The following is a 16,883-nucleotide window of genomic DNA, read 5'->3' as shown; positions in this document are numbered from 1 at the left end:
GCTCCCCTCCATCATCGAACTTCCCGGACAAGAGTGAGAACAGCGTTGATTCACCCCACTGCGATTATTCATTCTGATGCCCGCTTGGCGCCCGACGTGGAAGTCGGTCCCTGGACGATAATCGGTGCTGATGTCGAGATCGGCTCGGGGACGGTAATTGAGTCTCATGTCGTCATCAAGGGACCGACCCGCATCGGCGCACACAACCATATCTATCAGTTCTCGACCATTGGTGAAGCAACGCCGGATCTCAAATACAACGGTGAACCCACTCGGCTGGTCATCGGCGATCACAACATTATTCGTGAAGGGGTGACCATTCACCGCGGAACCGTGCAGGATCGTAGCGAGACCACCATCGGTGATCACAATCTGTTGATGGCCTATGTGCATATCGGGCATGACAGTGTCGTGGGAAACCACTGTATTCTGGTCAACAACACCGCCTTGGCGGGTCATGTCCACATTGGTGATTGGGCGATTCTCAGTGGATTCACCCTGGTGCATCAGTACTGCCACATTGGCGCCCACAGTTTTACCGGAATGGGCACCGCTTTAGGCAAAGATCTGCCGGCTTACGTCATGGCCAACGGCAATCCGGCCGAAGCCAAAAGTATTAACGCGGAAGGGCTCAAGCGCCGCGGCTTTGACAAATCGGAAGTGGCGACGATCCAAAAAGCGTTCAAAATTCTGTATCGCCGTGGGCTTACGCTCGGTGAGGCGCTGACCGAACTGGAAGCGATGGCGACCGATTGTGAGGTGCTCGGGGTGATGGTGGATTCTATACGGAACTCTTCACGCGGTATTGTTCGCTAGGATCACCCTATGGAAGTGCAGAGCCACCAGACATCGACCTCATCCCGTGGCCGACGGCAGATTGGTATCGTGGTAGGCGAAGCCTCCGGGGACATTCTTGGCGCAGCGCTGATGAAAGCGTTGCGAAAGCATTACCCGGACTGCGAATTCTCGGGCATTGGCGGACCGCGTATGCTCGAGCAGGGATTCCACTCGTTTTTCCCGATGGACCGACTGTCGGTCATGGGCTTGATCGACCCGCTCAAGCGCCTGCCGGAACTGCTGAAAATCCGCAAGTTTCTGAAAAACCATTTTACCGAGCAGCCGCCTGCGGTCTTCATTGGAGTCGACTCCCCGGATTTCACCCTCAATATCGAACGGCACCTGCGCTCGGCGGGCGTGCCCACGGTGCACTACGTCAGCCCCTCGGTCTGGGCCTGGCGCCAGGGGCGGATCAAAGGCATTGCCCGCAGTGTCGATCTGATGCTCACCCTGTTGCCCTTTGAGGCGGCCTTCTACGAGCAACATCAGGTCCCCGTGGCCTTTGTCGGCCACCACCTGGCCGATGAAATTCCGCTGGAGGTTGATGCCATGGGCGCCCGGGCGGCCCTGCGAATCGATCACAAAGGCCCCTTGGTCGCACTGCTGCCGGGCAGCCGCAGTGGCGAGGTAGAGCAGCTCGGCCCCCTGTTTCTGAAGGCGGCCCGGCTGTGCCGGGAGCACCGGCCCAACCTGCAGTTTGTGATTCCCGCCGCCAGTCCCGAACGCTACCGGCAGATTTATCATCAGTTGTCCGAGTTTGTGGATCTACCGGTCCACCTGGTGCAAGGGCAGTCCCAGCAGGCCATGGCGGCCGCCGATGTTGCGTTGATTTCCTCCGGCACCACGGCGCTGGAAGCCATGTTGCTCAAAACGCCCATGGTAGTGGCCTACAAAATGGCCCGCTTGTCCTACGCGATCCTGTCCCGCATGCTCAAAACGAAGTATGTCTCGCTGCCCAACCTGCTGGCCGACCTTGCCCTGGTGCCGGAACTGCTTCAGGACGCGGCCACACCCGAAGCGCTGAGTGCGGCGGTGTTGGACTATATCGATCACCCGGAGCAGACGGAGGCGCTGGTGGAGACGTTCACGGACATGCACCGGAACCTCGCCCGCAACGCCAGTGAAAAAGCCGCAGCGGCCATTGCAGAGCTGGTGGAGGCCCGGTCCCGATGAGCGTGGTTTTGGAACCGTTTGAATCGGCGTACACTGGCCCTTGGCTCGCCGGCGTGGATGAGGTGGGACGAGGGCCCTTGGCGGGCGACGTTGTGGCCGCGGCGGTGATTCTGGACCCCCAGCAACCGATTGATGGCTTGAACGATTCAAAGAAACTCACCGAGAAGCGGCGCGAGCGGTTGTTCGATGAGATTCAACAGAAGGCCGCGGCCTGGTGTATCGCCCGGGCGTCGGTGGCGGAGATTGATCGGCTCAATATTCTGCAGGCGAGTCTGTTGGCGATGACCCGCGCGGTAGAGGGCTTGGCGTCGCCGCCGGAGCATGTGCTGGTGGATGGGAACCGTCTGCCGAAGTGGGCGTATTCGGCGGAGGCGGTAGTGAAGGGCGATAGTCGTCACCCGGCGATCAGTGCGGCGTCGATTCTGGCCAAGGTGGCGCGGGATCGTGAGATGGTGGCATTCGATCAGCAGTATCCGGGCTATGGATTCGCGGAGCACAAGGGCTACCCGACCAAAACCCACATGGCGGCGCTGGACACCCTTGGTGTCACACCCATCCACCGCACCTCCTACGCCCCAATCCGCGAACGCCTGGAGCAGATTGAACTCTTTTAATACCCGGCAGATTTTATGACCACAGAATTCGTCCATCTCAGATTACACACCGAATACTCCCTCTCGGACAGTTTGGTGCGCATCAAACCCCTGGTCAAACGCGTGGCCGAGCTGGGCATGCCGGCGGTGGCCGTCACCGACCAGACCAACTTCTACGGCCTGATCAAATTCTACAAAGCCGCCCAGGGCGCCGGCCTCAAACCCATTGCCGGCAGCGACTTCCTGGTCGCCAACGCCGACCCCGACGGCAAGCCCACGTTGATTACCCTGTTGGCCATGAACAACAAAGGGTACAAAAACATTATTGAACTGATCTCCCGCGCCTGGCAAAAAGGCCAACAGCAGGGCATCGCCTATGTTCAGCGCGAGTGGATCAGTGAGCTGACCGAGGGCGTGATTGCGCTCTCCGGGGGCAAGTTCGGTGATATTGGTGTGGCGCTGATCGCCAGTCGGCAGAATCAAGCGAAAGAACTGCTCAGCGGCTGGATGGAAGACTTTCCCAACCGGTTTTATCTTGAGCTGCAACGCACCGGTCGCGACAACGATGAGGACTATCTGCACGCGGCGGTGGACCTCGCTGCGCAGGCGCAGTGTCCGGTGGTGGCGACCAACGATGTCCGGTTTCTTCGTCAGGACGAGTTCGAGGCCCATGAAGCGCGGGTGTGTATCAGTGAAGGGCGGGCCCTGGATGACCCACGTCGCGAACGGCGTTACGGCGATCAGCAGTACCTGCGCTCGCCCGAGGAAATGGCGGAGCTGTTCAGCGACATCCCCGAGGCGCTGGAAAACTCGGTGGAAATTGCCAGGCGCTGTAACCTGGATATTGAACTCGGCAAATACTATTTGCCCGAGTACCCCATTCCCGATGGAATGACCGAGAACGAATTTTTCGAGAAAATTTCCTACGAAGGTCTGTACAAACGACTGGAACGAATTCTCGATCCGCAGGCGGCGGATTATCAGGAGCGCAAAAAAGCCTACGAAACCCGCCTGCAGTTTGAGCTGGATATCATCATCCAGATGGGGTTCCCCGGTTACTTTCTGATCGTAATGGACTTTATCCAGTGGGCCAAAGACCACGATATTCCCGTGGGGCCCGGGCGGGGTTCGGGTGCCGGTTCGCTGGTTGCCTATTCACTGGATATTACCGATCTGGATCCACTGCAGTACGACCTGCTGTTCGAACGGTTCCTGAACCCGGAACGGGTGTCGATGCCCGACTTCGACGTCGACTTCTGCATGGACAATCGCGACCAGGTGATCGCCTACGTGGCTGACAACTATGGCCGGGATGCGGTCAGTCAGATCATCACCTTCGGTACCATGGCCGCCAAGGCCGTGGTGCGCGATGTGGCTCGGGTGCAGGGTAAGTCCTACGGTCTGGCGGACAAACTTTCCAAGATGATTCCGGCCACGCCGGGGATGACTCTGGAAGCGGCGCTGGAGCAGGAAGAGGTGCTGCGCGAATTTCTCGAAGTCGACGAGGAAGCCCAGGAAATCTGGGAAATGGCCAAACAGCTCGAGGGTTTGGCGAGAAACGTCGGTAAGCACGCCGGTGGGGTGGTGATCGCCCCGACCAAGCTGACTGATTTCGCCCCGTTGTACTGCGATGAGACCGGTAGTGGCCTGGTCACCCAGTACGACAAGAACGACGTGGAAGACGCCGGCCTGGTGAAGTTCGACTTCCTGGGCCTGCGGACCCTGACGATCATCGACTGGGCCAAGGCGATGATTGATCAGCAGCGCGCCAAGGTGGGGGAGGAGCCCCTGGATATCGCCGCGATTCCCCTCGACGACAAACCGACGTTCGATATGCTCAAGCGGGCGGAAACCACCGCCGTGTTCCAGCTTGAATCCCGGGGCATGAAAGACCTGATCAAGCGCATGGTGCCGGAAAGCCTGGAAGAGCTGATTGCCCTGGTGGCTCTGTTCCGTCCCGGTCCCTTGGACTCGGGCATGGTGGACGACTTCATCAACCGGAAGCACGGCCGTGCCAAAGTGGCCTACCCGGATGCCCAGTACCAGCACGAGCGTCTGGAGCCGATTCTCAAGCCCACCTATGGCGTGATCGTGTATCAGGAACAGGTGATGCAGATCGCCCAGGAGCTGGCGGGCTACAGTCTCGGCGGCGCCGACCTGCTGCGCCGGGCGATGGGTAAGAAAAAGCCCGAGGAAATGGCCAAACAGCGGGAAGTGTTCGCTCAGGGGGCGAAAGAGCAGGGTATTGATCCCGACCTGGCGATGAAGATTTTCGACCTGGTGGAAAAGTTCGCCGGTTACGGTTTCAACAAATCCCACTCCGCCGCCTACGCGTTGGTGTCGTATCAGACCGCGTGGCTGAAGGCCCACTACCCGGCACACTTTATGGCCGCCACCATGTCCTCGGACATGGACAAAACCGACAAAGTGGTGACCTTCATCGAAGAATGTCGCCAGATGAACCTGCAACTGTTGCCACCGGATGTGAACACCGGTGAGTTCCAGTTCAGCGTGGACGATGACAACAACATCATCTACGGTCTCGGTGCCATCAAAGGCCTGGGTGAAGGCCCGGTGGAAAGCATTATCGCGGCGCGCAAGGACGGTCCCTTCAAAGATCTGTTCGATTTCTGTGCCCGCGTCGACCCGCGCAAGGTGAACAAGCGGGCTCTGGAAGCTTTGATTCGCTCCGGTGCCGCCGACAAGCTGGGCCCGGGCGTGGATATTGATTACGATCGCGCGGTCATGTTCGCGGCGATCAACGAAGCGGTGAAAACCGCCGAGCAGAAAGCCGCCAACCAGAGTGCGGGTATGGTGGATCTGTTTGGCGATGTGATTCCCGGCGGTGACCCGGAAGGGGATGCTTACGGCGAGTTCCACAAAGTTCGCAGCTGGAGCATGAAAGAGCGCCTGCACGGCGAGAAGGAAACCCTCGGCCTGTACCTGACCGGACACCCGATCGACGAGTACGACAGTGAGTTGAACCACCTGGTGAGCTCCCGCATCAGCGACCTGAAACCCCAGAAAGAGTCCCAGACGGTGGCCGGGTTGGTGGTGGCCATGAGGGTGATGAAAACCAAGCGCGGCGACAACATGGGCTTCGTCACTCTGGATGACCGCACCGGCCGCATCGAAGTGGCGGTGTTCAGCGATACCTTCAATGAATACCGGGACCTGCTGTTGAAAGACAGCCTGTTGGTGATCACCGGGCAAGTGAGCCACGACGATTACAGCGGTTCGCTGAAAATGCGCGCCGATCAGTTGCGCCTGTTGTCGGATATGCGTCAGGAGCGAGCTCGGGAGCTGTGTCTGGCGGTGGAAGCAGGCGCTCTGTCGGCCAACTTCTCGCGCCAGTTGGGCGAGCTGCTGGACCCCTACCGGGAGGGGCGTTGTCCGATCGTAATCGACTACACCCGTCAGGGCGCCCGTGGTCAGGTACGCCTGGGGCAGGCCTGGCAGGTCCGCCCCGAGGACGATCTGCTCCAGCGCCTGCGCGACACCTATGGCCCAGAGAGCGTCCACCTGGTCTATTCCTAACCCGCCCGACGTTCGCGTAGGGCGGGTAAGCGCAGCGCGCGCACCCGCCGTAACCCAAGGCCAGCCACCCTTCCAATCTTCACTTTGGCTGGGTGAGCCCCGTTCGCCCACCCGCCACCACCCAGCCATGCCGCCTCAAAGGTCGACTATTTTGACGGTTTCGCGTATCTTAGGCGCCTTTCCATCCGCGTTTATTGATCGGACGACAACACTGAGCCTGAAAAGCCGACTATGAATCTGAATTATCTGGAATTTGAACAGCCTATCGCCGAACTCGAGGGTAAAATCGAGGAGCTGCAGTTGGTGGGCAGCGATAATGACCTCAATATTACCGAGGAAATCGCCAAGCTGCGCGAGAAAAGCACCAAGCTCACCGAGAGCATCTACGCGCAACTGACCCCCTGGCAAGTGGTACAGGTGGCCCGCCACCCGCATCGCCCCTACACCTCTGACTACATCAAGCGTCTGTTCACCGATTGGGATGAGCTGCACGGTGACCGCCATTTCGGCGATGATCACGCGATTATTGGTGGTGTCGCGCGCCTGGACGGTAAGCCCGTCATGGTGATTGGCGAGGAAAAAGGCCGTAGCGTCAACGATAAGGTGTACCGCAACTTCGGTATGCCGCGTCCGGAAGGCTATCGCAAGGCGCTTCGCCTGATGGAAATGGCCGAGCGTTTCAAATTGCCGGTTCTGACCCTGATCGACACCCCGGGGGCCTACCCCGGTATTGACTCCGAAGAGCGCGGTATCAGTGAGTCCATTGCCCAGAACCTGGCGGTGATGTCCCACCTGCGCACGCCGATCATCTGCACCGTGATTGGTGAGGGCTCCTCTGGTGGCGCTCTGGCCATTGGCGTGGGCGATCAGCTCAACATGCTGCAGTACTCCACCTATTTTGTGATCTCGCCGGAAGGCTGTGCCAACATCATCTGGAAAACCGTGGCCAAGGCGCCCCAGGCCGCCGAGGCCATGGGTGTGACGTCCACCGTGCTGGAAGAGCTGGGCATTGTGGATGAGACCATTCCGGAGCCTCTGGGCGGCGCCCACCGGGATATCGACGCCATGGCCAGCAAGCTCAAGGAGCGCTTGAGCGCGCAGCTGGATCGCCTGAGCGACGAGCCCATCGACGATTTGCTGGAGCGTCGCTACCAGCGCCTGATGAGCTACGGTAACCCCTGATCCTGAATGGGATTGTCGCGATGAAAAAAAACCGCTCCTTGTGAGCGGTTTTTTTCATATTTGGTGGTTGTAACCTAGGCGTTCGCCAGCAGCCGATCGTACTTTCGACTCAGCAGCTCGTAGAACTTCTCCCGGGTGCGCGCCACCTCTTTTTTAAACCCGGCAATCTGCTCCAGGCTGATATCCTCCCGCCCGGCATACACCTGCTTGCGAAACTGGGCGATCTGACTGCCGTACAGGCGCAGGCTGCGCTCGAGGTTGTTTTCGCCGAGCATGAGCAGCTTGGCCTCGGCGTCCGCCAGCCCTTTGAACTCGTTCACCAACTCGGCACTGATCTGTTCCAGCTCAGCTCGGCGCTCTTTGGGCCAGCGTTTGCCAAACTGGATGGATTCGGCGGCCAGTGACGAGTATTTGGCGAAGGTGTGGGTAACCCGCCCGACTTGGCCGGAGACGTCTTCCAGCAGGCTGAGTTTGCGGTTTTCCTGGGGGGAGCGGGAGCCCACAATGGCGTTGCGCCGCATGACCCACCATCCGGCCACCCCGGCGATGAGTGCCCCCAGGGCGACTTTGAGGGAGGTATCCAGCAGTTCGATAAAGATCGCGCTATCCACGGTTTGAGTCCTCGAAGACAAAAACTTGACGTTATGAAGGTTTGTCTCGGGTTACTGCAAAAATAGCGCCAGGTGTTGTGGTTTTGGTTACGTCCGGTCCGGCGTGGGGAATACCCTTTGGAGACCCGCCGTGAATACATCCCTGTAGGCTTCTCGTCGGCTCCCTGCCTCCGAGAGTCTCCAAAGGGTATTCCGACCCGCAGCACTAAACCACAAGGTCCCTTAATCATAGGTCGAATGGGCTCAACCCCCCGCAATCTTAACCGTAAACCCTTTCTTTTCGAGTGCCGGTTTCAGCTTTTCCCGGACATCGCCCTGAATCGTCACCTCACCGTCCTTGATCGTGCCACCGACACCGCAGAGCTTCTTCAGCTCCTTAGCCAGCGCCTTCAACTCCGCGCCGGCCAGCGGAATCCCCTTGATCAGCGTCACCGCCTTACCGCCGCGCCCCTTGGTCTCGCGGTGCAAACGCACAATACCATCGCCGGCGGGTGGCGCCTCCGGCGCCTCGGCTTGCGGCTTGATGCGACCGACTTCCGTCGAATACACCAGACGACTGTTCTTGCTCATCGAAACAACCTCCCCGGGGACAAAACCCCCATGATACCAACCTCAATGATAGAATCCCTCCCGATTTTCGACCAAAGCCTATCGACAAGGGGATACCAGTGACATCGAACAATCTGCCGTGGCGTCTGTTAAAAGGGGCGTTGCTATTGAGCGCCGGCTGGGCATTGATGGCTTGCAGTGATAGCGAATCGGGTGGCAGCGCCCAGGCATCACTCAGTCCCGAGCAGCAGCGTATTGACGAGGGTAAACGGGTGGCGAGGATGTGTGTCGGGTGTCACGGGCCAGAGGGAGTCTCCCGAGTGGCCTCTTACCCCTCGATCGCCGGCTTGTCGCAAGAGTACCTTGAGGAGCAGTTGTACGCGTTTCGCAGCGGCGAACGGGACAACCCCATGATGAGCTCAGTGGCGCGCAATCTCAGCGATGAGGCGATCGATTCCCTCAGCCACTACTTCGCCAGTCTGCCGGGAGCCGGTGATGAGTGAGGTTCAGGGACACTGGACGGATCGTTGGCAGCCACTGGTAAACGCCTTTCAGGAGAATATGGCCGAAGCCGGTGAAGAGGCGGCAGCGCTGGCGGTGTATCGTGCTGGCGAGCCTCTGGTGAGCCTCTGGGCAGGGGAGGCCTCCCCGGGGCAGCCCTGGCAGGAGGATACCCAGGTCAATCTGTTTTCCGCCAGTAAGGGAATAGTGGCGCTATCCGTGCTGCAACTGGTGGATGCCCGGCAGTTGGATCTGGATAAGCCGGTGGCTCATTATTGGCCCGAGTTCGCCCAACAGGGCAAAAGCGGAATCCGGGTCAGAGATCTGCTGAGTCACCGGTCGGGTCTGTCCGCGCTTCAGGACCGGGTCGCGGAGGATGACATCTTCGACTGGGACGTCATGGTTGAGCGTATCGAACGGGCCGAACCCTGGTGGTCCCCCGGTACGGCTCAGGGCTACTCCCCGTTTCTGTTCGGTTGGGCGCTGGGCGAGCTGGTGCGTCGCATTACCGGGGCGGAGCGCTTCAATGATTGGGTCGAGGATCGTATTAGCCAGCCCCTCGGGCTCGGGCTGGGCTTCGGTGCCCGGGATGATGTGTCACTGGCACAGTCGCGGCCGCTGAAAAAGGCGCTTGGCGGCGCCAGTAACGGAGCGGACAGCCAGTCGCTGGGGAAAATCATGAAGGCCGATCCTCGCGGTGTCACCAACAAAGCCTTCAGTAACCCCATGACCCTCCTGACCGCGGCCAATACCGAGCAGTGGCGTCAAGCGGAGATACCCGCCGCCAATGGCCACAGCAGCGCACGCGACCTGGCGGCCCTGTATGGCGCACTGGCCAATCGGGGCGATCTGGGCGGTGTGCGCCTGCTCTCGGAAAAGCAACTCGCACTGTGTGGCGACGAGCTGACCTTTGAGCAGGACCGCGTACTCGGTTTGCCGCTGCGTTTCGGGCACGGGTTCATGTTGTCCCAGAAGCGCGCTGACTGTCGCTTTGGGCGGGGCCGAGGCGGTTTTGGTCACCCGGGAGCGGGGGGCTGCCTCGGTTTTGCCGATCCGGACTACGGCATTGGCTTTGGCTATGTCACCGGGCGGATGGGGCAGAGCCTGCTCATCGACCCCCGCCCACAACGCCTGATCAATGCCCTCTATGACTGCCTGGGAGAAGCGCCATGAGTGACTCTGATACCTTGGAAGATCTGCAATCACGCCTGGCGTTTCAGGAGCAGACACTGACTGACCTCAACGATGTGGTGGCGCGCCAGACCGAACAGATTGACCGTCTGGAGCAACAACTGCGGGCGCTGGCCGGCAAGTACCGGGACCTGAGAGATGCGGTGGAGCAGTCTCCGGGGGAGGAGGGCGGCAGTCCGGCCGACGAGCGCCCGCCGCATTACTGACGACTTTCCGGATGTATGGTGGTTTTTGACGATAGGCGTTGCCTTGAACGCTCATTCAGCGGCTGTTTTTCGTCTACACTTGGGTCACCCATTATCATTCCGAGCAAAGGGTCGACCTTCATAACATGCCGCAGGGAAACTCCGGTCAGTCCAATGCCGCTCCGCTAACCGGTTCGCTCGCCGATCCTGATCTGGTGGGGGAGGCCCTGAGTGCGTCCGATATCGCCCTGTGGGAGCTCTCGCTGGATGACCGGGCACTGACGCTGTCCGAGTCGATCTATCGCTGGGTCCCGGAGCTGGGTGAAGTTGCCGAAGAGACCCAGTTACTGGCGCTCATGCCCCCGGCGGACCAATACCTGTTTCAGCAGACGTTTTCCGCCCATCGCCAGAGTGATGGGCCCACCTCCTGTGAGGTCTGTCTGGCCGGCCTGGCCAGCCAGCCTCGGCTGCGCTTCATGGGGCGTCGGCGGCGGACCGACTCAGGGGATCACTACTGTGTGGGGGCCGTGGTCAGTAGCCAGCATTGGCTGGCCAATCCAGGGCCCGAGTATGTTCAGAGTCTGCTTTCCCGCCTGTTCGCTGAGAGTCCGATTGCCAGCTTTGTCACCGATCCGGACGGGGTAATGCTCGAATGTAATCACGCCCTGGAAGCTCTGCTGCAGATCTCACCCCGTCAGAGTACCGCCGGAATCGGTCGCTACCGGGTATTGCGTGACCGGGTGCTGCAGGCGCGTCCGGATCTGTTGAGCCGGGTACGGCGGGTGTTTCAACAAGGTGAAATCCAGTGTTTCGACCTGGACTACCCTCTAGCCAATGTGCACCGCAATGAGCTGTTTGCCGAGCAGGAGGTTCCGCTCAGGGTCAGCTTTCTACCGATGCGGGACCGCTACGGTGAAGTGACCCGGGTGCTGATTCAGTGTCAGGATCGCAGCGGCGAGCGCAGTGCTCACCAGGAGCTGTTGCACCGGGATCAACTCCTCTACAGCCTGATCAACAACTCGCACAATCTGGTCTCGATCAAGTCACTGGAAGGAAAGTACCTGCTGGTCAACGACAGCTTTGCGCGCTGGTTTGGCCGGGACGCCGACGAGTTGTGCGGGCAGACCGACGATGATCTGTTTTCCGCCCCGATTGCAGAGCAACGACGGGCCCAAGAGCAGGCACTGCTGGCCGGCGCTCTGCCAGCGGAGGTCGAAGAGGTTCTGCCGGGGCAGGACGGAGGCCAGTACACCTTTGTCTGTGTACGTTTCCCGATCGAGGGGCCCGACGGAGCCCAGCGGGGAATCGGTCAGATCATGACCGACATCACCCGTCAGAAAGCCATTGAGCGCAGCCTGCAGAGTCAGCAGCAGGAGCTGAGGCTGTTGCTGGACTCCATGCGTGCCGGGATCGGCTACTTCGATCGCTGGGGGCTGGTGAAGGACTTTAATGACCTCGCCAGAGGCCTGCTCGGACCTGCGTTGCAGGTGGGCAAAAGTTTTCTCGAAGTCGCCCCCCAGTGGGATAGCCCGGAGGAGCGTCAACGTGAGCTGATGCAGGTGGTCCGCACCGGTGATGCCCAGTTGAATTCCGTTGAAAGTGCGCAGCGGAACGGGTCGCGCCACTGGTTTTCGGTCGACAAGATTCCGACCAAAAACAATCAGGGCTACGTTAACGGGGTACTGTTGGTAGTCAACGACATTACCGACAGTGTTCTGCGCGAACGGGCGCTGGCCCAGAGCGAGGCGCGCTACCGGGCCTTCATTGCTAACAGCTCCGAGGCGATCTGGCGTTACGATATGACGCCACCGGTGCCCACGGATCTTGCGCCGGACGAACAGGAGGCCGCCATTGTCCGAAGTGCCCGTCTGGCCGAGGGTAATCGGGTGCTGGCCCAGATCATGGGGGCGCCTTCGGTCGAGTCATTGTTGGGCAGCGGTTTGCAGGAAACCGGCTCCAGTCGCTATCGCTTTGATGTACAACAGTTCATTGCCAACGGCTATCAGCTGATCGACTACGAAATTGCCCGAAGTGATCCGCGCGGTCGGGGCGACATCCACTTCCAGCTTTCCTGTGTCGGTGAAGTCGAAAACGGGGCGCTGTGTCGCGTCTGGGGAACCAGTAAAGACATCACCGCGCGCAAACGGTACGAAGAAAAGCTCGAATATCAGGCCACCCACGATGCCTTGACCCGACTGCCCAATCGCACCCGCCTGTACCGGGAGATGGAGCGTTGGTTGAAACAGTCGGATGGGCGCAAGGCGGCGCTGTTGTTGATTGATCTGGATCGCTTCAAAGAAATCAACGATACCCTTGGTCATTCCGTGGGCGACCAGTTACTGAGCCAGATTGGGCCCAGGCTGAGTAGCGAAATGGCAGATACGGAGGGGCTGGTTGCCCGTCTGGGCGGGGATGAGTTTGCGATTTTTCTGCCGGATATTCGTCACCACCGGCAGGCGCTGGTGTTGGGACATCGGGTGCTGGATGCATTGCGCAACGAGTTTGTGATTGAAGGCTACACCACAGAAATAAGCGCCAGTATCGGCATTTCAATGAGTCCGGATCAGGCCAGTGATGTCAGCACCCTGATGCGCTATGCGGATGTCGCCATGTACTGCGCCAAGTCGGAAATGACCGGTGTGGCCCTGTACGACGGAGAAAAAGACCCGCACTCGCCTCAGCGACTGTCATTGATCAACGAGCTCGGGCGGGCCATTCGGGACGATCAGCTGTGCCTGCATTTTCAGCCCAAAATCGAACTTCACGGTCAGCGCTGTTACGGCCTGGAGGCGCTATTGCGCTGGCAGCATCCGACACTGGGCATGATTTCACCGGCGGATTTTATCCCCATCGCCGAAGCCACCAACCTGATCCACCCGCTGACCCACTGGGTGTTGAAGCAAAGCATAGCCACCTGCTGTGAATGGCACAGCGCGGGGTTCCCGCTGAGTGTTGCGGTCAATCTGTCCGCGCGGAACCTGATGGACGACACTCTGCCTCGACAGGTGGAACTGCTGCTTGAGGAGTTCGGGTTACCGCACTGGGCCCTGGAGCTGGAAATTACCGAAAGCTCGATCATGACCGATCCGCGCCGTGCGATGACCAATCTCGAGCGTCTGCATGCGCTGGGAATCTGTCTGAGTATCGACGATTTCGGAACCGGTTATTCATCACTCGCGTATCTGAAACGTTTGCCCGTGCAGACGCTGAAAATCGACTTCTCATTTGTCCGGCAGATGCTCGATGACGAGCAAGATGAAATCATCGTCAAATCGACGATTCATCTGGCCCACAACCTGGGGTTGAACGTGGTGGCCGAAGGAGTGGAGTCCGAGGCGCTGCTGCGACGGCTGCAGGCCCTTGACTGTGATCTCGCCCAGGGCTACCACATTGGTCGACCCATGCCGCAAGCGGCGCTGGAAACCTGGCTGACGGACTCCCGGTGGGTCGAGCGGCCCTGCGCTGCCCGCCACAGCTGATAACCGCCCCGTCGCGTTATAGAATTCGCGCCGCGGTGCGCTGCATTTCCTCGACCTGCTTGATGCGCTCTCTTAACAGAATCCGCGTATGGGTGCTGTTGTCATCCGTGCGCTTGAGGGCATTCTGCAGTTGCTGCAGAGCCTGGCTGTAGGCGCCGACCTGAATGAAATACTCGGCGCGGGCTTCATGGACCTGCTGAATGTCACCGGCCAGGCCGCTCACCTCTGCCAGCCAATACCACACGGCCGGGTCGTCCCGGCGCTGACGGGAAAAACGATTGAGCAGCTCCGTGCTCTGCTCGAACCGGTTGGCTTTCATCAGTGCCAGCGCGTAGTGCATGGTCACCGCATAGTGGTCCGGTTTTGTCTGATGGAGGGTTCTCAAGCGCTCTATTGCCGCCTCGTGACTGCCCCGTTCGGTCTCGAGCTCCGCTGCCAGCAACTGGTAGGTCAGTCGGTCGGGATCCTCCTCCAGCAACGGCGCCATAGTGGCCTCGGCCGCATCAAACTGTCCGGCCCGGATTTGCGCCAGTGCCAGGCCATACCGGCTGGCGGCACGGGGTTCCCGCTTGGCATCCAGTTCGCTCTGAAACAGTTGGACGGCTCGCTGTGCGGACTGCTGGTGTTCTATGCGGGTGCGGGCCCTCATCAGATGGTATTCCAGGTTGACCGCGGGTTCTGTGCGGGGCAGGTTCATGGCGCGGTTGCGGGTATCGGCAATCCGCCGCTCGGTGACCGGGTGGGTCAGCAGAAACTCGGGGGGGCGTTCGGTATAGCGGGTGGCCCGCAGCATGATTTCAAAGATGTCGCTGGCGGCGTTGGGGTCCAGTCCGGCCCGGGCCAAGGTCTGCATTCCCAGGCGGTCGGCTTCCTGTTCAAATTGTCGGCTGAAACGCAATTGAGCGTCCAGTGCCGCGGCCTGGGTGCTCATCATGGCGGCGATGCCCGCGTCGGAGCCGGAAGTGGCGGCCAGGATCAGACTGCCCAGCAGGGCGGCATAGTAGGGGACGCTCATCTGCTGCTGTTGCTGCAGGCGCCGGGCGTAGTGGCGCTGGCTCAGGTGCGCCAGTTCGTGGGCCAGCACCGAGGCCAGTTGGTGCTCGTTCTCAGCGTAGTTGAGCAAACCGGTATTCACCCCGATAATGCCCCCCGGAGCTGCGAAGGCGTTGATGTTGGGATTTTCAATCACCACCAGTTGCAGGCTGGGGTCCTCCAGTTCGCTGTGCACCGCGAGCTGATTGAGCAAATCCTCCAGGTACTGGATGACCTGGTAATCGGAGGACGTCGGCATTCGACTGCGGTACAATCGCAGCACTTCCCGGCCCAGTTGCTGCTCCTGATGGGGCGAGCTGATTGCCGAACTGGTATCGCCCAGCACCGGCAATTGCAGCTCCCGGTTTGCACTGGCGGTACCTGACAGCAGCATCAGACTCAAGACAAGGGTGACAACATGTTTCACGTCGATTCAGACTCCGGTGTTCTTCCTGTTGCGCACAGTGTAGCCTTGGCCGCACCTGAGGCGCCAGAGGCAGGCCGCGCTTCTGCGCTGACGTTGCTCCTGAGACCACGGACGCCCGACTCGGTTCAGCCTTTACCGAAAAGCGGGGGGCACCCATGACCGATCGGGAAGGATCTGCACCGGTCGTGCTGGAGGTGGATGCCCAGGGGCTGCGCTGCCCCCTGCCGCTGCTCAAGGCAAAGCAGGCGCTGCGCGATCTTGCGCCGGGTGAGGCCGTACGGATTCTGGCCACGGACAGCGGTTCGGTTCGGGACTTTCAGACGTTCGCCACCCTCGCGGGTCATGGGCTCGAGCGGGAAGACTCCCCCGACGGCCTCTATATCTACATTCTGGTAAAATCCTGACCACGCCTTACGCGTGGCCACAGGTCAAAACGGACACTTATGCTGAAGATTATTCGCCGCTGGATCGATCGCTACTTCTCCGATGAGGAGGCAGTACTGCTGCTGGTGTTGCTGGCGGTGGGCCTGGTGGTCATTCTGACCCTTGGGGCCGTGCTGGCGCCCATGATTGCGAGCCTGATCATCGCGTTTTTGATGCAGGGCATGGTGGTCCGGCTGAAATCCTTGAGGGTCCCACACTGGCTGGCGGTGCTGATCACGTTCATGGTGCTGATGGCCAGTGTGGCGGCCATCATGCTGGGGCTCTTGCCAGTCATCTGGCAGCAGTCCACCCGCTTTTTTGCCGAATTGCCGAGGATGCTCCGGGAGTGGCAGGAGCTGATGCTGCTCTTGCCCGAGCGCTACCCGAGCCTGATCAGTGAGGCGCAGGTGGAGCAGATGATGTCCATCACCAGTTCTGAACTGGGGTATGTGGGGCAGTACATCGTGAGCTTTTCCGTATCCAACCTGCCGGTGCTGGCCACAGTACTCGTCTACTTCGTTCTGGTACCCATTCTGGTGTATTTCTTCCTCAAGGACAGTCAGTCCATCATGCGTTGGTTTGCGGGTTTTCTGCCGGAGAAACGACCGCTGATGAGCAAAATCTGGCAGGAGATGAATCAGCAGATTGCCAACTACGTGAGGGGTAAAGCCATCGAGATTGTCATCGTCGGCGCGACCGCCTACGTAGTCTTTGTCCTGTTTGGCCTGAACTACAGCGCGTTGCTCGCGATTGCGGTCGGCTTGTCGGTGCTGGTGCCTTATATCGGGGCGGCGGTCGCTACCATACCGGTGGCCCTGGTCGGGTTCTTCCAGTGGGGTTGGGGCCCGGAGTTCGTGTACCTGTTGGTCGCCTACGGCATTCTGCAGGCTCTGGATGGTAATGTGCTGGTGCCACTGCTGTTTTCCGAAGCGGTCAATTTGCATCCAGTGGCCATCATTCTGGCCGTACTGGTTTTCGGCGGCCTGTGGGGATTCTGGGGCGTGTTTTTTGCGATCCCCCTGGCTACGCTGGTCAAGGCAATCCTTTATGCTTGGCCAATCGGCGTCAAGGAGGCGCACAATCAGGAGTTGCAGGGACAGGCTTCACATGACACCGAACAAAGCGAGGCATAATGCACGCAGCCGTCCTTCTTAGCCGTTGGA

14 protein-coding genes are annotated in these 16,883 nt (G+C 59.9%); 11 read left to right on the top strand and 3 right to left on the bottom strand.

Annotated elements, in window-relative coordinates; translation table 11 throughout:
* Window positions 1-33 precede the first annotated feature (33 nt).
* From lpxA to EDC38_RS05845, 5 genes are all read left to right on the top strand, one after another.
* Window positions 34-816 (top strand): acyl-ACP--UDP-N-acetylglucosamine O-acyltransferase, encoded by a 783-nt coding sequence (gene lpxA, locus EDC38_RS05865; protein WP_246004348.1) that lies wholly within the window; start codon window positions 34-36, stop codon window positions 814-816.
* A 9-nt stretch (window positions 817-825) separates the two neighbouring features.
* Window positions 826-2,010 (top strand): lipid-A-disaccharide synthase, encoded by a 1,185-nt coding sequence (gene lpxB, locus EDC38_RS05860; RefSeq protein WP_123637699.1) that lies wholly within the window; start codon window positions 826-828, stop codon window positions 2,008-2,010.
* Complete coding sequence (rnhB, locus tag EDC38_RS05855) at window positions 2,007-2,624, top strand: ribonuclease HII (RefSeq protein ID WP_123637698.1); 618 nt, start codon at window positions 2,007-2,009, stop codon at window positions 2,622-2,624. Before lpxB ends, rnhB begins: the two co-directional genes overlap by 4 nt.
* A gap of 15 nt (window positions 2,625-2,639) precedes the next feature.
* Window positions 2,640-6,140 (top strand): DNA polymerase III subunit alpha, encoded by a 3,501-nt coding sequence (dnaE, locus tag EDC38_RS05850; protein WP_123637697.1) that lies wholly within the window; start codon window positions 2,640-2,642, stop codon window positions 6,138-6,140.
* Window positions 6,141-6,371: 231 nt separating this feature from the next.
* Window positions 6,372-7,322 (top strand): acetyl-CoA carboxylase carboxyltransferase subunit alpha, encoded by a 951-nt coding sequence (locus tag EDC38_RS05845; protein ID WP_123637696.1) that lies wholly within the window; start codon window positions 6,372-6,374, stop codon window positions 7,320-7,322.
* A 74-nt stretch (window positions 7,323-7,396) separates the two neighbouring features.
* Here EDC38_RS05845 and EDC38_RS05840 read toward each other — a convergent pair whose 3' ends face one another.
* A complete protein-coding gene (locus EDC38_RS05840) occupies window positions 7,397-7,933 on the bottom strand; it encodes an energy transducer TonB (protein ID WP_123637695.1) in 537 nt (178 codons plus the stop codon).
* A 243-nt stretch (window positions 7,934-8,176) separates the two neighbouring features.
* The gene (gene yciH, locus EDC38_RS05835; protein WP_123637694.1) at window positions 8,177-8,503 is read right to left on the bottom strand and encodes a stress response translation initiation inhibitor YciH; all 327 of its coding nucleotides are present in this window, start codon (window positions 8,501-8,503) and stop codon (window positions 8,177-8,179) included.
* A gap of 98 nt (window positions 8,504-8,601) precedes the next feature.
* Here yciH and EDC38_RS05830 point away from each other — a divergent pair, with 98 nt between their 5' ends.
* The 4 genes from EDC38_RS05830 (at window position 8,602) to EDC38_RS05815 (ending at window position 13,838) form a co-directional block, all read left to right on the top strand.
* Complete coding sequence (locus tag EDC38_RS05830; RefSeq protein ID WP_123637693.1) at window positions 8,602-8,985, top strand: c-type cytochrome; 384 nt, start codon at window positions 8,602-8,604, stop codon at window positions 8,983-8,985.
* Window positions 8,978-10,156, top strand: a complete 1,179-nt coding sequence (locus EDC38_RS05825; RefSeq protein WP_246004347.1) for a serine hydrolase domain-containing protein — start codon at window positions 8,978-8,980, stop codon at window positions 10,154-10,156. The genes EDC38_RS05830 and EDC38_RS05825 overlap by 8 nt, the downstream gene beginning before the upstream one ends.
* Complete coding sequence (locus EDC38_RS05820) at window positions 10,153-10,380, top strand: SlyX family protein (protein WP_024460578.1); 228 nt, start codon at window positions 10,153-10,155, stop codon at window positions 10,378-10,380. The genes EDC38_RS05825 and EDC38_RS05820 overlap by 4 nt, the downstream gene beginning before the upstream one ends.
* Window positions 10,381-10,505: 125 nt before the next feature.
* The gene (locus tag EDC38_RS05815; RefSeq protein WP_123637691.1) at window positions 10,506-13,838 is read left to right on the top strand and encodes a bifunctional diguanylate cyclase/phosphodiesterase; all 3,333 of its coding nucleotides are present in this window, start codon (window positions 10,506-10,508) and stop codon (window positions 13,836-13,838) included.
* A gap of 16 nt (window positions 13,839-13,854) precedes the next feature.
* On the opposite strand, the gene EDC38_RS05810 is transcribed toward EDC38_RS05815, so the two are convergent.
* Window positions 13,855-15,297, bottom strand: a complete 1,443-nt coding sequence (locus EDC38_RS05810) for a M48 family metalloprotease (protein WP_246004346.1) — start codon at window positions 15,295-15,297, stop codon at window positions 13,855-13,857.
* Between the two features lie 155 nt (window positions 15,298-15,452).
* Between EDC38_RS05810 and EDC38_RS05805 the strand changes: the two genes are divergently transcribed.
* Window positions 15,453-15,701: a sulfurtransferase TusA family protein gene (locus EDC38_RS05805; RefSeq protein WP_123637690.1), complete on the top strand. Its 249-nt coding sequence runs from the start codon at window positions 15,453-15,455 to the stop codon at window positions 15,699-15,701.
* Window positions 15,702-15,740: 39 nt separating this feature from the next.
* Window positions 15,741-16,853 (top strand): AI-2E family transporter, encoded by a 1,113-nt coding sequence (locus tag EDC38_RS05800; protein ID WP_123637689.1) that lies wholly within the window; start codon window positions 15,741-15,743, stop codon window positions 16,851-16,853.
* Window positions 16,854-16,883: the final 30 nt, after the last annotated feature.

The sequence above is a fragment of the Marinimicrobium koreense genome, assembly GCF_003762925.1.
Classification (GTDB): domain Bacteria; phylum Pseudomonadota; class Gammaproteobacteria; order Pseudomonadales; family Cellvibrionaceae; genus Marinimicrobium; species Marinimicrobium koreense.
The sequence above is the reverse complement of the archived record's forward strand: the minus strand, read 5'-3'. Positions and strand labels throughout refer to the sequence as shown.

Coding starts and splice junctions, on each gene's coding strand:
- lpxB (WP_123637699.1), top strand. CDS start 826: ATGGAAGTGCAGAGCCACCAGACATCGACCTCATCCCGTGGCCGACGG.
- rnhB (WP_123637698.1), top strand. CDS start 2,007: ATGAGCGTGGTTTTGGAACCGTTTGAATCGGCGTACACTGGCCCTTGG.
- dnaE (WP_123637697.1), top strand. CDS start 2,640: ATGACCACAGAATTCGTCCATCTCAGATTACACACCGAATACTCCCTC.
- EDC38_RS05845 (WP_123637696.1), top strand. CDS start 6,372: ATGAATCTGAATTATCTGGAATTTGAACAGCCTATCGCCGAACTCGAG.
- yciH (WP_123637694.1), bottom strand. CDS start 8,503: ATGAGCAAGAACAGTCGTCTGGTGTATTCGACGGAAGTCGGTCGCATC.
- EDC38_RS05825 (WP_246004347.1), top strand. CDS start 8,978: ATGAGTGAGGTTCAGGGACACTGGACGGATCGTTGGCAGCCACTGGTA.
- EDC38_RS05820 (WP_024460578.1), top strand. CDS start 10,153: ATGAGTGACTCTGATACCTTGGAAGATCTGCAATCACGCCTGGCGTTT.
- EDC38_RS05815 (WP_123637691.1), top strand. CDS start 10,506: ATGCCGCAGGGAAACTCCGGTCAGTCCAATGCCGCTCCGCTAACCGGT.
- EDC38_RS05805 (WP_123637690.1), top strand. CDS start 15,453: ATGACCGATCGGGAAGGATCTGCACCGGTCGTGCTGGAGGTGGATGCC.
- EDC38_RS05800 (WP_123637689.1), top strand. CDS start 15,741: ATGCTGAAGATTATTCGCCGCTGGATCGATCGCTACTTCTCCGATGAG.